The 18,563-nt window shown below is 56.2% G+C and carries 10 protein-coding genes and 1 pseudogene; 3 read left to right on the top strand and 8 right to left on the bottom strand.

Annotation, left to right across the window (positions count from 1 at the left end; genetic code table 11):
* Positions 1-144: 144 nt before the first annotated feature.
* The gene (gene xseA / locus AC1RKC_RS14320) at positions 145-1,521 is read left to right on the top strand and encodes an exodeoxyribonuclease VII large subunit (RefSeq protein WP_020828139.1); all 1,377 of its coding nucleotides are present in this window, start codon (positions 145-147) and stop codon (positions 1,519-1,521) included.
* Positions 1,522-1,527: 6 nt separating this feature from the next.
* On the opposite strand, the gene AC1RKC_RS14315 is transcribed toward xseA, so the two are convergent.
* Positions 1,528-3,894, bottom strand: a complete 2,367-nt coding sequence (locus AC1RKC_RS14315) for a glycoside hydrolase family 31 protein (RefSeq protein ID WP_493092622.1) — start codon at positions 3,892-3,894, stop codon at positions 1,528-1,530.
* Between the two features lie 11 nt (positions 3,895-3,905).
* The gene (locus tag AC1RKC_RS14310; protein WP_020828141.1) at positions 3,906-5,213 is read right to left on the bottom strand and encodes an MFS transporter; all 1,308 of its coding nucleotides are present in this window, start codon (positions 5,211-5,213) and stop codon (positions 3,906-3,908) included.
* A gap of 365 nt (positions 5,214-5,578) precedes the next feature.
* On the opposite strand from AC1RKC_RS14310, the gene AC1RKC_RS14305 reads away from it, so the two are divergent.
* Complete coding sequence (locus AC1RKC_RS14305) at positions 5,579-6,661, top strand: LacI family DNA-binding transcriptional regulator (protein WP_493092621.1); 1,083 nt, start codon at positions 5,579-5,581, stop codon at positions 6,659-6,661.
* A gap of 466 nt (positions 6,662-7,127) precedes the next feature.
* Here AC1RKC_RS14305 and AC1RKC_RS14300 read toward each other — a convergent pair whose 3' ends face one another.
* The 3 genes from AC1RKC_RS14300 to AC1RKC_RS14290 all read right to left on the bottom strand — a co-directional run bounded on the left by AC1RKC_RS14300 (position 7,128) and on the right by AC1RKC_RS14290 (position 15,301).
* Positions 7,128-7,511, bottom strand: a complete 384-nt coding sequence (locus tag AC1RKC_RS14300; RefSeq protein WP_176984593.1) for a hypothetical protein — start codon at positions 7,509-7,511, stop codon at positions 7,128-7,130.
* Entirely contained in the window at positions 7,508-13,573 is a 6,066-nt protein-coding gene (locus tag AC1RKC_RS14295; protein WP_261136248.1) for a DUF637 domain-containing protein, read from the bottom strand. Before AC1RKC_RS14295 ends, AC1RKC_RS14300 begins: the two co-directional genes overlap by 4 nt.
* A gap of 84 nt (positions 13,574-13,657) precedes the next feature.
* The gene (locus tag AC1RKC_RS14290; RefSeq protein WP_392455408.1) at positions 13,658-15,301 is read right to left on the bottom strand and encodes a ShlB/FhaC/HecB family hemolysin secretion/activation protein; all 1,644 of its coding nucleotides are present in this window, start codon (positions 15,299-15,301) and stop codon (positions 13,658-13,660) included.
* A gap of 247 nt (positions 15,302-15,548) precedes the next feature.
* Here AC1RKC_RS14290 and AC1RKC_RS14285 point away from each other — a divergent pair.
* Positions 15,549-15,673 (top strand): annotated as a pseudogene (locus AC1RKC_RS14285) (peptidase M4 family protein); the annotation flags it as partial.
* Between the two features lie 76 nt (positions 15,674-15,749).
* Here the strand turns inward: AC1RKC_RS14285 and AC1RKC_RS14280 are convergent.
* The 3 genes from AC1RKC_RS14280 to der all read right to left on the bottom strand — a co-directional run bounded on the left by AC1RKC_RS14280 (position 15,750) and on the right by der (position 18,540).
* Entirely contained in the window at positions 15,750-15,983 is a 234-nt protein-coding gene (locus AC1RKC_RS14280; RefSeq protein ID WP_261136251.1) for a zinc ribbon domain-containing protein, read from the bottom strand.
* Positions 15,984-15,996: 13 nt separating this feature from the next.
* A complete protein-coding gene (locus AC1RKC_RS14275) occupies positions 15,997-16,953 on the bottom strand; it encodes an AEC family transporter (protein WP_115058261.1) in 957 nt (318 codons plus the stop codon).
* Positions 16,954-17,052: 99 nt separating this feature from the next.
* On the bottom strand, positions 17,053-18,540 hold the full coding sequence (gene der / locus AC1RKC_RS14270) for a ribosome biogenesis GTPase Der (protein ID WP_020828148.1): 1,488 nt from the start codon (positions 18,538-18,540) through the stop codon (positions 17,053-17,055).
* Positions 18,541-18,563 lie beyond the last annotated feature (23 nt).

Raw genomic sequence — 18,563 nt, 5'->3', positions numbered from 1 at the left:
TGAAAAAGATAAAATATTGCCGCGGCATTATACAGAGCGTAATCGGTTGCCTCCAGCACTTTCTCACAAAAACTCTTGATTACCTTTTTCAGCCATGTAGTATCGACCAATTAAGTGCTTGTTTTGAAATTTGATCTGGGTCACATGTCGATACCTGTTTCGCCTTCCATTTTTACCGTAAGCCGCCTGAATCAGACGGTTCGACAGCTGCTGGAAATGGAAATGGGCCAGATTTGGCTCTCCGCCGAGATCTCCAACTTCTCCCAGCCGTCTTCAGGTCATTGGTATTTCACGCTGAAAGACGACCGCGCGCAGGTGCGTTGCGCGATGTTCCGCAACACTAACCGTCGTACTACCTTCCGCCCGCAAAATGGCCAACAGGTGCTGGTGCGCGCCAGCATCACGCTGTATGAGCCGCGCGGCGACTATCAGCTGATCGCCGAAAGCATGCAGCCCGCCGGCGACGGCCTGTTGCAACAGCAGTTCGATCAGTTAAAACAGCGACTGAGCGCCGAAGGCCTTTTCGACCAACAGTTCAAACAGCCGCTGCCCAGCCCGGCCAAACGCGTCGGGGTGGTCACCTCCGCCAGCGGCGCGGCGCTGCACGATGTGCTGCAGGTGCTGCAACGGCGCGATCCGTCATTGCCCATCGTTATCTACCCTACTTCGGTGCAGGGCGCGGAAGCCCCCCTGCAGATTGTACGTGCCATCGAAACGGCCAACCGCCGTGACGAGTGCGACGTGCTGATCGTCGGCCGTGGCGGGGGTTCACTGGAAGACCTGTGGAGCTTTAACGACGAACGCGTTGCGCGGGCGATTTTCGCCAGCCGCATTCCGATTGTCAGCGCCGTCGGCCACGAAACCGACGTCACCATTGCCGACTTTGTCGCCGATCTGCGTGCGCCAACCCCTTCTGCCGCTGCCGAACTGGTCAGTCGCAATCAGTTGGAACTGCTGCGTCAGTTGCAATCACAGCAACAGCGGATGGAAATGGCGATGGACTACTACCTGGCGCAGCGCCAGCAGCAGTTCACCCGCATCAACCACCGTTTGCAGCAGCAGCACCCGCACCTGCGTCTGGCGCGCCAACAAACGCTGTTGTTCAAACTGCAACGTCGGTTGGAAGACGGCATGCAAAACCAACTGCGTCTGTCTTCGCGTCGCAGCGAGCGGGTTCAGCAACGGCTGGCGCAGATGCAACCGCAGGCGCGTATTCACCGCTACCAACAACGCGTGCAGCAACAGGAATACCGTTTGCAGCAGGCATGGGATCGCCAGCTTAACGGCCTGCGCCAGCGCTTCGGCGTCGCCTGCAGCCAACTCGAGGCCGTCAGCCCGCTGGCGACGCTGGCCCGCGGCTACAGCGTGACGCAAACCCCGCGCGGCGAACTGCTGAAAACCACCAAGCAGGCTCAGGTTGGCGAACTGCTGAAAACCCGTCTGCAGGATGGTTGGGTGGAAAGCGAGGTGAAAACCATCACCGTTGCCAAAAAGCCGCGCAAGAAACGCGCGGCCGAATAATCCCGCTTACTCCAGCGTAAAACGGCTGCCCGGTACGCCGTTAATCCACAGTTCTCGCGTCTCTCCAGTTGGCAAACTGCAGGCCAACGTCTGCCACGCCGGTTTGAACCGGCCTTCGGCAGTGATGTTCAGCATGATGCGTTGAGTGTCGCTGAGCATCTCCCAGCGCAGCCACAGCGCATCGCCCTGCTGCCAGCCATAACTTTCCCCGTCATCTTCGAATAACAGCCCAGAAGCGCTACCACAGCCTTTGAGCGGATACAGCTTCAGCTCGCGCCGATCGTCCGCCGTCACGTCAACATGCGCCAATCGCGACGACAAAGGTATCGCGGCACCGGCACGTACCAGCAGCGGCAAGCGCTCCAGCGGCGCCTCCAGCAGCACCGCCTGGCCGCCGCTGAACCATTGGCCGCTGTAGAAGCAGTACCAGCCGTCGCCGTTATCCGGCAGATACACCGGCCGCTGACGCTGCCCCTGCTCCACCACGCTGGCCACCAGCAGGTCGCGACCCATCATAAAATCATCGGTTTCGTTCAGCGTGCGCTCATCATGCTCGTGGTCGAGGAAGGTCGGGCGCAGCATCGGTTCGTCGTCGACGCAGGCCTGCCACAGCAAGGTGTAGAAATACGGCATCAGCCGATAACGCAAAGCAATCGCCTCGCGCACTGCCGGCGTCACCGCAGGGTACATCCAGGGTTCGTTAACCGTGGCGTCGTCGTTCCAGGAGTGGATGGTGAAACGCGGATGCATCACGCCATTTTGCACCCAGCGCACCAGCAGTTCGGCGTCCGGCCTGTCGCCGGAGAACCCCCCCACGTCGTGCCCGAGGTTGTACAAACCGGACAGACTCATGCCCAGCCCCATGCGAATGTTGTAACGCAGGGTTTGCCAACTGGTACGGTTATCGCCGCTCCAGGTCTGCACATAACGTTGCATACCGGCACAGCCGGAGCGTGAAATCAGGTACGGCCGCAGCTCAGGGGCAAAGCGCTGCTGCGCCTCCATCGAGGCACGCATCATCAGCAACGGCATCACCGGGCGAATATGTTTGATGGCGATCGGCTGGCCAAAACCGTGGCAACGCGCCTCGCCGTCCCACACTTCATATTCGTTATTGTCATTCCAGGTGGAATCGATGCCCATTTCCAGCAGTTGCTGAGTCACGCCCTGCTGCCACCAGTGCACTGCCGCCGGGTTGGTGAAGTCCAGATGTGAGCCTTCGTCGTCCCAAAAGCTCGAACGCTCCGGCCTATCGCTTTCTGAATCGCGGATAAACAGCCCTAACTGCGCCGCCTGTTGATACTGCGGATGATCCTGCAACAGGCACGGCTTGATGTTGGCCGCCAATTTCAATCCGGCATCGTGGAAAGCCTGACTCAACTGCTTGGGTTGCGGCACCTTGTCGTAGTTCCAGTTGAACACGTAACGCTTGTTGCCGATCGAGGTATAACCCGAGGACAGCTGGAAGGAGTCACAGGGAATGTCATGTTGGTGACAAAGCTCAATAAACTGCCGTAGCTGCTGTTGAGCATCCGGCGCATCGGTGTAATGCATGGTGGATCCGCTGTAGCCCAGGCTCCATTTTGGCCCGAAGTGTGTCTTGCCGGTCAGGCGTACAAACGCCTTGGTGACATCCAGCACCTTTGGCCCGAGGAACAGGTAATAATCCAAATCCCCCGCCTCGGCCTGATAGCGGCGATAGGCCAGGTGGTAATTGTCGATCTCGTTACCCAAATCCAGCCAGCAACTGCTCAGGTTGTCGTAAAACAGCCCAAAGCTGGCCTCTTCTCCACGGGTGATGGTGAAAGGAATGTGCTTGTACAGCGGGTCAGTGCTGGCGGCGTTGTAACCCATCGCATCCAGATTGCGCATTTCAAAACGGCGGCCGCTGCGCTCCAAATCACCGGCCTTCTCGCCCAGGCCATAATAGCGCTCGGCGGCATGGCGACGTTGATAATGGGCCACGCCGTCACCGTGCGGGTTAAGCAAATAGGCGCTGGTGGGCCGATCGGCTGCCAGCGGACGCCATTCACCGGCGGCGTTACAGTGTTCCCATTCCAGCCACAGCGGCTGATGCACGGTCACGCGCAGCGCAGAGGTGGTCAGCACCAACCGATCCTCATGCTGCTGCAAGTGGTAACCCGGCAGGTTGAAACCGGCGACGCTCAGCCGGTCGCGCCCTTCCCAGGGCACGTCGGTCTGTGGCGCAATGCTCCAGGTGCGATCCAGCGCCAGCTCTCCGCTGCGCTTGATCAACACGCGACACAGGTGGTTTTCCAACACGTACAGGCAAAACAGATGGCGTTCATCGACCAGCAGTTCAATACGATCGGCATACTGTCCTGCCAGCGTCCAGTTTTTTAAGGTTTTCATAGGCATCCAACTTAACTATTGAGTGTTTTTTTACCGCCGCGTTCGGCGATCAAAGCAATCAGGAACAGGGCGCCGATCAGGTCGAAGAAGCCCATGGCGATGAATAAGGGGTTAAAACCGACGGTGTCGGAGACCGCACCGATCAGCAACGTAAACAGGAAGCTGGCGATCCAGGCGCTGGAGCCGCGCATGCCGTTGACGGTCGCCATTTGGTTTTTATCGAACGACTCCACCACCAGCGCGCTGAGCATGCAGGAGATCACCTGGTGCCCGAAGCCACCGATCGAGATCAGGGCGATCGCCACGTAGGGATCTTTGGTGATCGCCACAAATGCCAGCGAAACCATCATAAAGGCGCCCGTCACCGAGCTGGCGACCACCGAGTTGACGCGGCTGCAGCCGAACCATTTGCGGTACAGGGTGGTGAGATAGCCGCTGGCAACGCTGCCGATGTCCGCCGCCAAAAACGGCAGCCAGGCAAACATGGCGATGTGCTTTAAGTCCATGCCGCGCTCGGTGGCCAGGTACAGCGGCACCCAGAAACTGAACACCGCCCAGGCCGGTTCGGCGAGAAAGGCCGGAATGGCGATGCCATAGAACTTTTTGTTGCGGCACAAAATCGCCAGCGACTTGAGAAACGGCAATCTGGGCAGTTCCGGCTCATTGTCTTCGCGGATCAGATCCAGTTCCTGCTGGCTCAGATTGGGGTGCTGCTGCGGCGAGTGATAGAACAACCACCACAAAACTACCCAGATCAACGCCAGCGCGCCGGAGAACAAAAAAGCGCCCTGCCAGCCAAAGGAAACGTGGGCAATCACGATAATTGGCGGAGCTAGCATGGCGCCAATAGAGAAACCGACGCCCGCCCAACCGGCGGCGATCGGCCGCTCCTTTTTAGGGAACCAGTCGGAAATCGCCTTGGCGTTGGCCGGTGTGGCCGCCGCTTCCGCCCCGCCCATAAAGAACCGCAGGATAGCCAGTTGAACCCAACTGCCCGCGCCGGCATGCAGCATGCAAACAACCGCCCAGATACTGGCGCAGATCAGAAAACCCATCTTCAGGCCAATAACGTCGATCAGCCAGCCGCAGATCGGCTGAAATACCGTATAGGCCAGTTGGAACGACGCCACCACCCAGGAGTACTGCTCGGTGGTCATGTTGAGGCTGGTTTTCAGTTCAGGTGCCAGAATGCCCAACGAATTACGGGTGATGTAGTTGACCGTTACGCCCAGTAAAAACAGCGCCAGCATCCACCAGCGCAGCGATTTGAACTTGCGCCGGCCGGTATCGGCGACCCTTTGATTAATTTCAACACTCATCTGTCTTCTCTCCACGACGGCTGCCCGGTGCAACAGCGCGCCTTTTGGTAGGGTACGTTTTGGTATCGAAGGTATGGGCCGTGGAAAACTGCGGTATGTCTAACAAAGACCAACGCATCACGATCACAACCACATGATTTATTTTCGTTTTATTTATAATTCAGTCCATTAATTGGACTGATAAATCTATAAAGTTGGTATACCAATTCAGACTAGCCAGCCGGAAGCGTGAGCGAAACGAGGTTTTTTGCAAAAATTCTCATGCATAGAATAAAAGCTCGCCATAATGGCGACAGAAGCCTGACAGTACGCTGAAAAAACACCGTGAAAATATTTTCATTACCGAATTTGAAGGAGATCACAGAATGAACGGAAAGCTGAAAATACAGGAAATTGCCCGGCAAACCGGGCTGTCGATCAGCACCGTTTCACGTGTATTAGCCGGTAAGTCCAATACCAGCGTCGAAGCTCGACAAAAGGTGTTGGCCTGCGCTCAACAGAACGGCATTCTGCAGGGCATTTCCAGCGGCAGGCTGATGCTCAATAACGTGATGGTCTTCGCCCCCCAGCGCGCTTTTGATGTGCGCACCGATATCTTCTACTACAAGGTGATCCAGGGGATCTCCGCCGCATTAGCTGAGCATGAAGTGCGGATCCGCTATTGTGGGCTGGAAGAACTGCACAGCGACGGCGCGTTGTTTCTGGAAAAAATGAGCGATCCGCAAACTCAGGCGGCGCTGATTATCGGCATCGACGACGAACACATTCACCAGTTGGCCGCCGACCTGAATAAACCCTGCGTACTGATTAACTGCACCGACCGCCAGATGCGGCTCGACAGCGTGTCACCCGATCACCAACTGATTGGCGAGTTCTCCGCCAACTATCTGGTGCAACAAGGGCACAGCCATATTTTGAATCTGCAATGCCTGCGCCGCCACACCATGGAACTGCGGCTGGCGGGTATTAAACAAGCCTATGCGCGGCACAATATCGCCTTTGACGACGGCCGCCATCTGGTGACAACTTCCGGCTTCGGCAGCGAAGAAGCGGAGCAGGCGCTTACCACCTTTATCAACCGGGTGAGCCACCGCTCGCAGCTGCCAACGGCCATTCTTGCCGGTGGCGACTACATGGCGGTCGGCGCGGTCAAGGCGCTGAATAAACTGCAGCTGAGCGTGCCGGGCGATATCTCGGTGATGAGCACCGACGGCTTCAATCTGGCGGAAATTCACGACGTGCCGCTCACCTCGGTGCAGGTACCGCGCGACGAACTGGGTTATGAGGCGATCCAACTGCTGCAACGCCGCATGCTGCGCGCCGATGCACCGCCTTGTAACCTGCTGCTATACGGCAAACTGGCGGTACGCGCCTCGGTCAAACGCATCAGTCCCCATAAAACCAGCCCGGCGGTCAGCACCCATGACCACCGTCTTTACGATGTCTGAACTACACTTAGTGACACCCCGTTCATTATTGAGGGCAATTTTTTGGTTCATCGCGTATTGGCGTGAACTAATGGATAATGGCAGTAATAATGTTTAGGTTTGTATTTGCCAAAACTCACCCTAAGCCACGTACAGAGTCTGCGAAGGAGGCGCGGTACCGTACTTCATCACGCAGCTGGCAGACGAGGCCTCAACTGCGCAGCGGGGACGCCGGTAAGGCCACAAAAAGGCTTCATGGATAGAGTAAATTTCCAGTTGGTGCGCCCCAGCTGCCCGAGGATGGCCATCGCTCGGTGAGATATGTCGACGTTTATGTGGAATACAAAATCAAGAAAAACGGCTCCAAAGAGCCGTTCGTAAGGACGTTAGATTTACGACAATCCTGGCCTGCAGTGTTACTTGGTTACCTTCGCTAGCACCTGCATGCGCAAAACGTGCTTAATCTCATACTTTTGGGAACAGGAAGTTACTCAGGCTTCTCAAGCAATCCAAGCAACTCCATATCATAAAGCAAGTCACTTTTTTCATCTTCGCCAATACCTTCAATTAGAGATTCAAGATTCGTTTGTTCCAAAATGGCTGAAATTGAGTTTCGGTAATTATTCTCAATATCTTTAGGCCCTCTACCGGCCATAAGAATGAGTGTAAACACTTTCAGCATTAACCTTTCTACAGGCGATAATGGTGCATTTTCGTATTGGTAAGATGCATACCCTATTTCTTCTATACCATATTCCCAGGCTGTACCATTTTTATTAAAAGCAGTAATGTGACTTCTGCAACAGCTATAAAAACAATCTAAATACTCGGTTCGCAATTCTTCATAAGTCATGCGTTCGTCATCCATCATTTCAACCTCCCGGGAATCAGCATTACGTCGTTGTTGTCGAGAATCTCTACTTTTATTCCAGGGTATTTTTTCTGGAATTGATCAACAACACCCAAGCAGCTCTCACATGCAGCACGTTCAGTGAAAATGGTTACTCTCCCCTTAGCTGACACATTGTTGCCCAACTTATCAGCTAAATTGTCAAGAATCTTGTACTCAGAATCCGTATTCCTAGATATGAGCATACCATCAGCATTTTTAATGCTTTCATATTTAAAGTTTTGGTTGCCATCACCTATGAAACTTTTTTCTGCTTTAGCGATCCTGCTGTGTGCCGCAAGTGTTTTCGGCATACCAGGAACATCGATTTGTGCAACAGCGGCATTTCCTTTCTTTCGGATTTTTTCCGCAAATGGCGCCCTGGCATCCAACACCTGCTGTCTGAACGTAGCAGCCTGCTGGATGGTCTTCTCATTGACCAGATACCCTTTCCAGGCATTGGTTGGCCCTACCAGTTTGGATGACAGGTACTGGTTGCCGACGTTCGCTTTACCCATACCGGCAAACGTACTGGCGATAGAAACCGCCATCACCGAGGCATTCACCCAGCTCGGCGACCATCCGGTCAGCTTGCTGATTTGCTCTATCTGTTGGTTTCGTGCAAACAGCTGGCTGTCGGTTATCTGGTCACCCAAGTCATACGTGAATAACTTTTCACTGTCATAACCGGCAAACGCCGGGTAGTTGCCGAAGCGCTGACGCTCTTTTTGCACCCAGTAGTTGGCAATAAGCCCATCTTCGTCCCGCGTTGACGGGTATTTCTTCATCAGGTCTTCAAACTGCTTGCGCTCTTCCGAGTTTAACGCTTCCTGCGTGGTACAGGCTACTTTTCGGCAAGATGCTGCCATCAGACGCGCTTCTTTTTCCTTGTCGCCCTTCGACAGCACTTTAATAGCGTTGAGTTCTTCCTGATGCAGCTGGCGATTGAAGCGTTCAACAAATTCACCCGCGTTTGCACCGCTGTTGGTACCCGAGGCTTTGCCGGTAGCTATAGCTCCCGCGAAGGCACCTGCAACACGGCTGATTTGTGACTGACGCTCCTGCCATCCTTCGGTTTTTACCAGGTTATCGTTGATGATCACCCCGGCCAGTTCCGCCGCCAATGCCCCGGCAGCGGCCCCTTTACCGTCTCCTCTGCCGATTTCCGCGCTGATTCCCGCTAGCACCACATGACTCACGGCCCGGCCCGGTACACCGAGAACCTGACCATTATCCCCTATCAGGTTGGCACCCTCAGCCTGAAACTGGCTGCCAATATTCGCCAGCAGCGCATTGGTCAAATTGTCTTTGAAGCTGCCGCCATTGATGGTCGTATTCAGGCTAGAGCTGATGACCGATTGCCCAGCCACACGCTGCGCCACCTTGCTCCAGTCGCCATTGCTCAGCTGTGGCAGCTTGACGTTGTTCGGGTTGAGCGGTTTGCCCGCCGCGTCCTTGCTCCAGCCCATCGCACTGTCGAAGCCGTTGAGCGCGCCCCCCACTGCCATTGCCGTGGCCGTCGCCTTCACGCTCTCGCTACTGCCCAGCACTTTCAGGGTTTTTGACAGATTGCCTCTGTTTTCGACCAGCGCCACCGCCGCCTGAGAGGCCAACGATGACATACCAGCCGTAACCGCGCCGCTGGTAACGGCGCCGCCGCCAATGGCCCCGGCGACATTACTGGCCGCCAGCGCCGTTAGCGAACTGCCCGCCGTCACTGCGGCTGCCGCGATGGCAATCACTGCCGCCACCGCCGGGTTCAGATGCTGGCTCTTGTAATCCCAGCTGTCGTAGGCGTCCTTGACCTTATTCCACTGCACGTCATTGCGCTTGTTCAGATCTTTGACCCAGGTGGTGCCCGGCGTGTTGCCCAGCGCATCGATGGCGCTTTGCAGCACCTGGCCGTTTCTCACCTTCACGTCGGCGCTGACGCCTTTGGCGGCATCGACCGTCAACGTACCGCCAGTATGAATACTCGGCAGTACCCACTTATTGTCTTCGTACCCTTTGTTGGCCTGCTTGATGAAGAACCCTTTCGAATTAGTGACGGTCTGTTCGAAGTTGGTGTTTTTCACCGCACGGAAGTTGACCTGTCCGTGGGTACTGGTCAGTCGGGCATTCTTACCGGCCTCAATCTTGCTCGCCTCATAGGTGCTGTCGTCACGGCTCATCAGGGTGATATTGCCGGGGGAGGTAAACTCGGTCACCTTATTGGTCACGTCATGGCGGGTTTGCTTGACCTCAGTTTTTTTACCCCACCACTTGCGCTTGGTTTCCGTTTTCTCGTAGTGGCTGGACTCTTCCATCGCCTGGGCATAGAGATAGCCGCCCTTGGCGGCGATATCCATGGAACCGGTGCGGACCGCCAGCTCCCTGTTTCTGGCGTTTTCCTGATCCTTACGTTGCCTCTCCGCATCATACTGGCGCTGTCTTTCCGCCCGCGCCACATTCAGTTGATTTTCAGCAGCATTTTTTTCTTTCGTCGGCTGCGCGATCTGTTGCTGGGCCTGGTCGAATGCGTGTTGAGCCGTAGTGAACGCGTTCTGAGCGTTATTGACCGCGTTCTGCCTGTCTATCAGGCGTTGACGAATTTTGTCATATTCCTCGATGGTCGATTCTTTTATCGCGTTCCCGACTTTGACACCGTCTTGAGTCGGTGCCGAAACATCTCCCCATTGAAGAACATTATTGACAAATGCCCGGCCCCCTTCTTGCAATAACCGGTCGAGGTGTGCCTGGTTATCAATCAACGCCGAAGCGTCATAATTGGCGCCCCCTCCGCTATAGCTCGGCACTGAAACAAATCGGGACGACGACGAGGTAATGGGGTGTGCGCCAACATTGAACAACGATAAGGTATCAGGATGCTGTCGTGCGCTGTCCAACTCGCGCCGACGGTCATTCAGCTGACCTTCGGCCTGAGTCCGGTTATTCATCGCCTGGTCAAATCGTTGTCTGGCCTCCTGCGCCAGGCGTTCAGCCGTTGAAAATACAGCATCAACCCCAGAAAGGTCTGCGGGTGTATTCACCTGCCCGGATTGCCCTTTCGACTGCAGTTTAGTCGCCTGGAACAGGATGCTGCCGTTGGCAATGGCCGTCAGCAGACCGCCGGCACTCAGTTCTGTGCCCTGCTGAGTGCGTGTTTCGGTAAATTCTTTGCCGCCTTCACGATAGCTGTGGTTCTGCACCGCCTCAAAGCGCATGTCGCCGCCGGAGGTCAGCGTCATGTTGCCGTCAGACGAAAGGTGTGAGCCATAGGTTAGGATATCGCGATTGGCGGACAGGGTCAGTGTCTTGCCACCGTGCAGGCCAGTGACCCACTGACGGTCGTCCTTGTTGTTGTCATTGGTTGCATCGATAGCGGAATAACCTACAGCTGCCAGCCACAGTGTCTGTCCCGCAATCAGCGTCGCATCGCCGCCTGCCCACACGTCACTGCCCTGCAGGCCGATATCGCGCCCCGAGTTAATTAGCAGGTTGCCGTTCGCCTTGACCTGGCTGCGTAATTCGGGTGTGCGGGTCGCAGCAAATAGAGAACGGTAGGCATCACCCAGGGGGCGCATGTTAAGGTCGATATTCTGTGCGGCATTAAGGTTGACATTCCCCCCGGCCGTCATTTTGATGCCGTTCAGCGACAGGCCGCTGCCGCTGTTCATCGTTATCGACCCGGTCGCGTTCATGGTGCCAGCCTGAAGCAGGTTGTTGAAGTACTGCAACCGCTGGTCCGCCGACAGGTTTTCGCCGGGACGGGTACGCACCAGAACAGCATCATTATTGATGATGCCGATGCTGCCGGGGGCGGTCATGCTGATATTACGACTCTGCGCTAGCAGTGTATTGACCAGGGTTATAGTGCTGCCCGCCGTCAGCGTCAAGTCGTGCGAGGCTTCCAGGCTGCCCAGCCAGCGCACCCCGTCAGGATGGTAATAGTGGGGTTTCTCGCTGGTGTGCACCTTTATTTCGCCGGTACGGGCGGTCAGAGTAACATCCTGCCCTTTCAGTTCGCTTTGCCAGGCATCGATGGCATTGCCGGCACTCAAATCCAGCGCTTTACCTGCGGACAGAATGCCCTGCCCCAGTACGATGCGGTCTTCGGCAATGGCGGTGAGATTGCCGCTGGCGTTAATGGCGTCGGTATTGATGATATTGGCCGCATGCAGCACCACGTTTTGCGCCTTAATGGACTCCAGGCGTCCGGTCGTTTTCACCTCCGTGAACTGACTTTCAGACGGCGTTGGGGTTTTGATTTCTATCTTGTTTTTGAAATCTGCGACCAGGTTGTTTCCGGCACTCAAACTGGCACGGGGTAAGGGGGACAGAGTGGACTGCCAGACTTGAACGTTATCACCTCGAGTGAAGTAATTCGTTAACCGCAGCTCTTTTGCAGTTAACGGATTGAAGGTGGTTTTCCCATGTTCCTTATTGGCTTTTTCATCAGGGACATAACGAATGTAATTCAACAGTGTTCCTGTGGACACCTGTTCATTGGTGAAATTCTGCCCCGTCAGGATCAGGTCTGATTTGGCACTCAGTAGGCTGCTGTGGTTATAAACGTCATCACCATAAATATAGAGATGCCGGCCGGATGTGATTTCCGCGGGCGCCGACCATTTCCCTGTATCGAACAAGGTCTGTTGGTCGTTTACCAAAACCCCCTGCTCAATATTGCTGAAATCCGCTTTTCCAAACCATCTCTCCGGTAAGGGCGATGTCAATTCTGCGGTGATGATCACGGGATAGTCGCCGCTTTCCGCCATGACGTTAGCCACCTGCATGTTTTTATCCGTAGATGTCGGCGTCAGCTTGGTTTTGTTAACAATTCCAACGTTTCTAACATTATTCACCTGCTCTGCGCGTATCACCAAATCGCCGCTGTTGGTTTGAATGCGCGCGGAGCGGTTTTCTATCTGTTTGGACTTATTTCCCTGCGCATCCTTCTGGATCCACAGATTATTGTTGCTGTGTAACGCCGTATTGTCTCCGTCACGTAACTCAACGTTGCGCACCGTGTCGGCAAACACTCGCATATCGCGGTGCGCAGTCACATTACCGTTGTTGTTGAGCGTATCGGCCGCCAGCGTCACGTCACGTTCGCCACGCACCTTAACGCCGGAGGCAATATGAACCTCTCTGGCGCTGACGTTCAAATCCGTCTGTGCATGCGCGTGTCCCAGCTCAATACGCCCATTGGCGGTCAAGGTGATATCCTGTTGCGCGCTATTGATATTATTCAGGTTGACACCCACCCCGTCCTCGGTGGCCACCAGGCGAATTTTGTTGGCGTACATGCCACCCAGCGCCTTGGTATCGACCGCCAGTTGCGGTTTGGCCCCGTCGCCGGCAATGGGTTTTACCGTGCCGTCTTTAAAACTGATGCGGTTGGTCCCCTGAGTCAGCGATAGGTTTTTGGCGTTGATTTTGCCGTTGAGTTCAGTGGCACGGCTGAGGATGTCGACGTAGTCGGCGCCACTACCATCGAGTCCCTTGCCCCCGATGGTGACGCCGCCTTTTTTGACCTCCAACGCCTCCAGTGCGCCCTGCTTGTCGAACTGCGGCTTGCCGGTGGTCAACGTCACGCCCGGGGCATTGATAAAACCACAGCCGTCGCAGGTGATGCCATTGGGGTTGGCAATCATCACGTTGGCCTTGTTGCCGAACACCTCGAGTTTACCCTGCAGCTCAGAGCGACTACCGCCGGTGACTTCATTGATGATGAGCTCCGCCGCCTTCCCCTTCAGATTCGGGTTGCCTTTGGCATTCTCTATAATTACGCCCAGTTGGGTCTTGCCACCTTGGGTGGCATTGTTGAGCACAGCGCCTGGCGTGCCGACGTTGAAGTCCTTATAGACGTTGTGCGAAATTCCCGCACCGTTCGGCGTGGCAATATTCACCACCGGCACGTTGCCAGGTTTCATGTGTACCTGGGTGTTGCCGTTGGCGGCGTTGATGCCAGCAGCGAAGGCCGGATGCAGCGGCGTCAGCGCCGTGGTGTAAATCAGCAGGTAGCTGACGGCGCGCGCCAGCGGATGAAGAGGCTTGTCCATAGGAAGGTCCGTTCTCTTAATATAAAATTCAGTCGCGCACTGACGTCCGTGCCGTGTGTCGGTTACTGCAATAAATCGTTTACCTTACAGGGTGATACCGGCCTGCCAGTAAGCCACCCAGCGGTCCGGTTGCAGGCTGTTCGGGTGTGCCAACGGTTTACCGACGGTGAACGCCTGGTTGAACCACCTGTTGTTGATCGCCAACCCCAGAGCGGCACCGGCCACGCTGCCGCCGTCCACCTGGTGCGTCTCGCTGCGCAGCCAGCCACCGTCCAGCGCGGCGGTCAACGATACGTCGCCTATAACCGGCACGGGGCCGAGTTGCCAGTTGAGTTCGTTGCGCCAGTAAGCGCCGCGGTTGCCAGTGAGGTACTGCTCCTTGAAGCCGCGCACCGAATACTGCCCGCCAAGGGAAATGCGCTCACCGCTGTACAGGTTGTCGGCGCTGGTCTGCCCGTAAGCGGAGGTCAGGTAATAGAGCGACGGCGTCAGCGGATAAAAGTAGCTGGCGCTGAGACTGAGTTTGCGAAATTTGCTGCGCGCGGCGTAAGGAGCTGCGGGGTCGTCCCGGCTTGCACCCAACCCACTCAGGCCGTGCGACACAGTCGGGTTCAACGTCAGGTAACCGCCGCTCAGCGTGCGGCTGTAGTTGAGGCCAGCGGACAGGCTGGCCACCGTCACGCTGCTGTTGGTCAGGCGCTGCCCGGCCAGCTTATTCTCGGTGCGCCGGCGCGATACCCCCAGGTCCAGTGCCAGCTTCTGCCGGCCGTCGCGCAACAGGGTGCGGTTAACGCCCAGGCGCTGCACCACGGCGTTGCCCGCATAGCGATAGCGTACATCCTGAATGGGAATGTGCTGATAAAAGTCGTTCCAGGCGGCCTGATAGCTGAACAGCCAGTAACCGTAAGGCAACGTGACGCCGCCACTCAGACTGCGGCTGCGGCGGTCATGATGAAATGCATCATCCCGTGAGGCTGACAGCGACCACTGGTCGGCCAGGCGCAGCGGATTGTCCAGCACCACGCCGGCATTCATTTGCCCGGTTCCGGTGCTTTTCTGGCCGCCGTTGTCGGCGCCGAAGGACACCGAGACGGGCAAACGTGTCGACGTCCGGCGCAGCGCCACCGAGGAATAGCCCGGCCGTTTGCCTGGCTGAATGTCGATGGCGACCTGCTGCGAGGGCAACCGGTTGAGCTGCTCCATGCCCTGCTCGATATCACGCAGGTTAAGCACGTGGCCGACCAGTCCGGGGAACGCCATTTTCAGTGCCAGCGTTTCCTGTCCGTCCAGACTGATACCTTCAACGCGCCCCTCACTGACGGCGACGGTCAGTTCACCACCGGCGATATCCTGTTCCGGCAGCCAGGCCTGCGACGTGACATAGCCTCGCGTGATATAGGCGTTGGTGGTCTCCCGAACCAGATTATTGATGCGCAATAGCGTCAGGCAGCGGCCCTGATAGAAAGACGCCAGTTTATCTTTCACCGACCAGGACAGATGTTCGGCGCCCTGAAAGACGATGCGGTTGACGTGATGGCAAGTTTTATCTTCCATCTCCGGCACGGGCAGAGGGAGAGTCGGCAGGTCGGTGGTATTTTGCAGGTCGTCACGCTGCTGCTGCGCCTGCTCCAACAAATTCTTCTGTCGGCGCTCGATAATATCCTGGTCGGCAGGGTTAAGGGTTGATGCCGCCTGGGCCAGGCCAGACAGCCCAAGCCAGGTAACCAATAACCAACATTCCTTGTTGATATGCAAATGAGACTCACTACCATTAAGTTGTAATGGTTGCAAAGTGTAAATATTTGTCAGTAAAAGTCTAGTAGTTTATTTTTTATCAATCATGAGGGATCAAGAGGCCGTAAGGCGACTGCCTGATTGGGCACCCAAACTTCTCACAGCGGTTCCTATCAATCAGCCACCGACTCGGCTTTATGTGCTTGCTAAGCCAACCAACAATGTAGACCTGTAGACTGATTTAAAGACCAAAGAGGATAACGGCGGCGTACAACTTAACTCCGGCATTCCAAAGCGCGCCTCCTATCTGAGGCCGCCGCACTGGGTGGTTTTTCCTGGGAAGGCGCCCCGCAGGCATTGATCGACCTTTGGAAAACCGGTCAGGTCGATGAGTGAACGGTTCTAAAGTTAGGGACGCAACGGCGAGTTAATCGGGGCGAATCTATTCGCCCTCTACCCAAGGTACATAGCTGAACAACACGCGCTTTTCCGATATCAGCCCATGACCGTTTTGGCACAGATAATCTACCGCGCCGCAGGCCTTCAATTCTTGCAGCGGCTGCCGGCATTCCGGACACTCGGCCAACTGACGATAATCGCTGTGACAGGCTTCGCAATGATAGTGACCCTTCACCCACTGCATTGCCTGGTGACATTGCGGACATAGCGCTTCCATAGACTCTCCCGAGTTAAATTACGCCCCATGAGCGTAAGAAATAGATCCCCAGCGCGGTGGTGAAAAACGACCCGACGGTGGTGATGGCGATAATGTTCGCTGCCAGCGTGGCATTGCCGCCCATGGCGCGCGTCATGACATAACTGCCGGAGGCGGTTGGCGTGGCCGAGAACAGGAAGATAATCCCCAATGCCGCGCCCTGGAAACCGCATAGCCAGCCACCAAACGTCATCAATATCGGCACCAGAAACAGTTTGGCGCTGGAGGACAGCGCCGCCACATTGGACGAACGGAACATGGCGCGCAAATCCAGGCTGGCACCGGTGCACAGCAGCGCCAGTGGCAACGACAACCCTGAGATATAGCTGCCGGTTTGCCGGATAACCTGTGGGATTTCCAGCCCGGTCTGGGCGAACAGCAACCCACACACCAGGCCGATAATCAGCGGGTTAGTGACGATACTGCGCAACAGCGACAGCCGGCTGATCTTCTTACCCTCTCCGCCCTGCAGGCTGCGGGTCAGGGTCACCACCGACAGTACGTTAAACAGGATCACCGTGACCGTCAGGTATAACGACCCCAGCGCAACCCCTTCGCTGCCATAAGCGGTCATGGCATAAGCCAGGCCGACGATGGCGGTATTGGCACGGAAACCACCCTGAACAAAGACGCCGCGCTCACGCGGTTCTTTCACCAGCCAGACGGCGGCTATCTCCAGCAACAGGAAAGTGGCGACGGTGCCGACCGCACCGTAGATCACCAGCGACAGGTTACCCAGCAGTTGCGGATGATTGGTGGCAATGCTGAAGAACAGCAAGCAAGGCAGCGCCAGATTGAACACCAACCGTGTGGCGCCATCAATAAAGCGGTCGTCCATCATCCGCCAGTGGCGTAGCAGCACGCCCAGCAACATCATTAACAGATTGGGTACGGTGACGCTGAACGCAAAACTCCAGGTTTCCCAGGACATGGTGTTCCTTCAGGCTGACGGCGGTAATCTTCAGATAATAAAACGATTTCGGCGCAATAAAAAAGGGGCGCGGTATGGTTACCGCGCCCCTCGTACTGATTATTTGCTTTTCTTCAGGTGGCTCATCAGGCGTTTACGTTTACGCATCTGGTTCGGCGTCAGCAGGTTGCGCTTGCCGGCGAACGGGTTTTCACCCTCTTTGAACTGGATGCGAATGGGCGTACCCATCACCTTCAGAGAACGACGGAAGTAGTTCATCAGATAGCGTTTGTACGAGTCGGCCAGATCGGTTACCTGGTTGCCGTGGATCACCACAATCGGCGGGTTGTACCCACCGGCGTGCGCGTATTTCAGCTTCACGCGGCGGCCACGCACCAACGGTGGCTGGTGGTCATCGGCAGCCATCTGCATGATTTTGGTCAGCATCGAGGTGTTCACGCGACGCGTCGCGCACTCGTAAGCTTCCTGTACCGATTCGAACAGGTTACCCACGCCGCTGCCGTGCAAAGCGGAAATGAAGTGCACACGGGCGAAGTCGACAAAGCCCAGGCGCAGATCGAGCATCTCTTTGACGTGCTCACGATCTTCTTCGCTCATGCCATCCCACTTGTTGACCGCAATCACCAGTGAGCGCCCACTATTGAGGATGAAGCCGAGCAGCGAGAGATCCTGATCGGAAATGCCTTCGCGCGCATCGACGACCAGCAGCACAACGTTTGCGTCTTCGATCGCCTGCAGGGTTTTGATTACCGAGAATTTCTCTACGGTTTCCGTTACCTTGCCGCGTTTACGCACCCCGGCGGTGTCGATCAGCACGTATTCGCGCTCGTCGCGGACCATCGGGATATAAATGCTGTCACGGGTGGTGCCCGGCATGTCGTACACCACCACACGCTCCTCGCCGAGGATACGGTTAGTCAGTGTGGACTTACCAACGTTAGGACGGCCAACGATTGCCAGCTTGATCGGTAAATCTTGCGGGTTGAAGTCGTCTTCCGGCTCTTCTTCCTCGTCTTCAGGCAGTTCACCTTCTTGCTCGGCCCAATAAGCAGCGTTAGCCTCTTCTTCGGTCAGCTCGACTTCTTCCGGTTTTTCACCGACAAACGGCACCAGCACGTGTTCGATCAGCTGCGCCACGCCACGACCGTGGGAAGCGGCAATCGCATGCACGTCACCCAGCCCCAGCGAGTAGAAATCGGCGGTGGCCATGTCTGGATCCATGCCGTCGGTTTTGTTGGCGACCAGGAAGGTGGCTTTCTGGCGGTTGCGCAGATGCTGGGCGATGCCCTGATCGGCAGGCATCAGACCGGCGCGGGCATCGACCATAAACAGCACGATGTCTGCTTCTTCGATCGCCAATAGCGACTGGCCAGCCATGCGGGTTTCAACGCCGTCTTCGGTACCGTCAATACCCCCGGTATCGACGATGATGAATTCATTGCCCTCAACTTCTGCACGACCATACTTGCGGTCTCGCGTTAGCCCGGGGAAATCCGCCACCAGCGCATCGCGCGTATGTGTTAAACGGTTAAACAAGGTGGATTTACCCACATTCGGGCGCCCAACTAGCGCGACGACAGGTATCATTGTGAAGCCTCATTACTTAATAA

This window comes from Serratia sp. GW822-FHT06E05 (assembly GCF_058799445.1).
Note: the sequence above shows the minus strand (reverse complement) of the source record. Positions and strands in the feature narration are given on the sequence as shown.